The sequence below is a fragment of the Bradyrhizobium sp. UFLA05-108 genome (genome assembly GCF_059803455.1).
In genome coordinates, this window is record NZ_JBANAZ010000165.1 from 1 (window position 1) to 2605 (window position 2605).

Annotated in this window: 1 protein-coding gene and 1 pseudogene; one reads left to right on the top strand and one right to left on the bottom strand. The window is 60.6% G+C overall.

The features are described 5' to 3' along the window. Nucleotides 1-655 (top strand): annotated as a pseudogene (locus SO140_RS45585) (type 2 periplasmic-binding domain-containing protein); the annotation flags it as partial. A gap of 12 nt (nt 656-667) precedes the next feature. On the opposite strand, the gene hemE reads toward SO140_RS45585, so the two are convergent. Next, nucleotides 668-1714: a uroporphyrinogen decarboxylase gene (gene hemE / locus SO140_RS45590; RefSeq protein ID WP_498544164.1), complete on the bottom strand. Its 1047-nt coding sequence runs from the start codon at nt 1712-1714 to the stop codon at nt 668-670. Between the last annotated feature and the right edge of the window lie 891 nt (nt 1715-2605).

The following is a 2605-nucleotide window of genomic DNA, read 5'->3' on the forward strand; positions in this document are numbered from 1 at the left end:
GTGCTGGTGCTGCGGCCGGGCGTTTCGCTTTGCCGAGATCAAACGTATCCACGGCAACGGGTTCAAGGTCGGCACCAACTCGGTGGTCGCGGCTTACGCGCGTCAGCTGTTTCCCGACATCGAGGTGATTCATTTTCACGGCGCCCGCCGACACCCGCATCTGCAAGCTCGATCATTCGGAAAAGCAGCGGCTGCCGGACGGCGGCGCGGTCGGCCCTGCGGATGCACTGATCATGGCGCGCTCGGGACTCGAGAGCGTCGGTCTCCGATCGCATCGCCCATGAGTGTTCACCTCAGGAGATGCAGCCCGCGGCGGGGCACGGCATCGTCGCGCGGTCGAATGGGTCGCGCGGGATTGACCAACGCGGCAGTTTCTTGCGCCGATCGGCGATCAGACGGCGCATCGATGGGCCAATGCCGAGCGCGAAGTACTCTGGGTGCTCAATGGTCACTGCAAATTCGCCGGTCGCCGGAGTTTTCCACTATTGCGGGCGAGCGGATGTCAGCGACCGTGCTCGATCATGCGGGAGGTGTGTTCATCGAAGCATCGCGTTCCGGACCTGCCGACAGCTCCGCGCGAGCTCGGCCGCGCCGCCGGGTTTGAGCTGCTGCAAAAGGCGCGGCCGACATCATCGAGCGCGGTCGGCTGGTTTGATTGTCGCGAAGCTCAGTTCTTGTATGCCCGCACCCGTTTCAGCATCTGCTCGACATGGGCGATCGGCGTCTCCGGCAAGATCCCGTGACCGAGATTGAAGATCAGCCGTCCCTTGGCATAATCGGAAAGCACGTCGTCGACCGCGCGATCGAGCGCCGCGCCGCCGGCGATCAGGACCAGCGGATCGAGATTGCCCTGAATGGCGGCGCGGTTCTGCACGCGTTCACGGATCAATGAAGGCTCTGCGGCCCAGTCAATGCTGGCGGCGTTGACGCCGGTTGCTTCGACATACGAGGGCAACAGTGCGCCGGCGCCGCGAGGAAATCCGATGATCTTGGCGCCCGGTGCCTTCGCCCGCACGCCCGCAACGATGCGGCGCGCCGGTTCGATCGACCAGCGTTCGAACTCCCGAGGCGGCAGAACGCCGGCCCAGGTGTCGAAAATCTGCAAGGCGTCGGCGCCGGCCGCGAGCTGTCCGAGCAGATATTGGATCGAGTTCTCGATCAACACGTCGATGATCCGGGCGAAGGCATCCGGATGCTGATAGGCCATCATCCGCGCCGGCGCTTGGTCGGGCGTACCCTGTCCGGCCACCATATAGGTCGCAACCGTCCACGGTGCGCCGCAAAAGCCGATCAGCGCAGTCGTCGGATCGAGCTCGCGGCGCACCCGCCGCAACGCTTCATAGATCGGTTCGAGTTTCACAAAATCGGCTTGCGTTGAAAGCGCGCGGGCCTTTTCCGGCGTGTCCAGGGGATCGAGCCGTGGACCTTCACGCTCCTCGAAGCGCACCTCGCGGCCGAGCGCGTAGGGGATGACCAGAATATCGGAAAAGATAATCGCGGCGTCGAAATTGAAGCGGCGGATCGGCTGCAGGGTGACCTCAGTGGCATATTCCGGCGTGAAGCAGAGATCGAGAAAACTTCCCGCCTTGGCGCGCAATTGCCGATATTCCGGCAAATAGCGGCCGGCCTGCCGCAACATCCAGATTGGGGGAATTGGCTGTCGTTGTCCGGAAAGGACTTCGATAAAAGGCTTTATGGCAGGGCTTTGGGTCAAAGCGGATCCAATGCTGATCAAGAAGCATGCGAGTGCTTCTGATACACGACGGGCGCGACATCGCCAAGTGTTGGGAGTGTCAGCACATGCCACCTTGAAGGCCGCACAGTCTGCAATCTCGCCCAGTGCCGCCCGCAACTGTCACCGCGTTTGCTGCGGTGGGATGCGGAGAAGCACGAAGTTGTGCAGTACCCCTGGAACGTGACCTCGGCATTTTCTGCCAAGGCATACTTCGACATACGGAATTGCATTGCGCGGGTAACGACAGAGTTGTTCTTGCACACTCAGGTCCGGTGGTGGCACGAAGCCGACTCCTCCGACCCGCAACTCGATTCGAGCTCGCCCGGACGCGCTACGCCGAGCCTTTGGCCCATAGCTGATTATCAGAGGCCCTGCGGGCAACGTCGGCTACTGACCCCATTGCGGAAATGCTCGGCTTTAAGGGGAGTGCCTTAAACCTTCGTATCGTTCCGTGACACCATTTAGATGACGGGACGACTACTGACGTTCAATTGAGTTGCTGATCGCGATCATCCTAGGCTGCATGCGTCGGAAAGGCGCACGAACTCATGAAGTGCGATTGTGAAAAAAGGACGATCGAAGAATAGCTGCGACAAAGCCAAGAGGAGACTACAATGCCAAACTGCTCCCAAAGTCTTAGATCTGGAAATGCCGCGCGATGCGCAGTTTGTGACGGCAAGTTTGGTCTGGTCCGGCACTACTCGTGGCGAACGTCTCTTTGTTCCAAGAAGTGCGTCGATCGCTTCAGATCTCGCAGGGAAAGCGACCGCAATTGGGTGGGCTTGCTCCTGATCACCTTCAACCAGCTGCCAGAGAAGCGCGCGAGGGCTTTGTGATGATCCAGATCTCACAACGAGGCAAGGCATATTT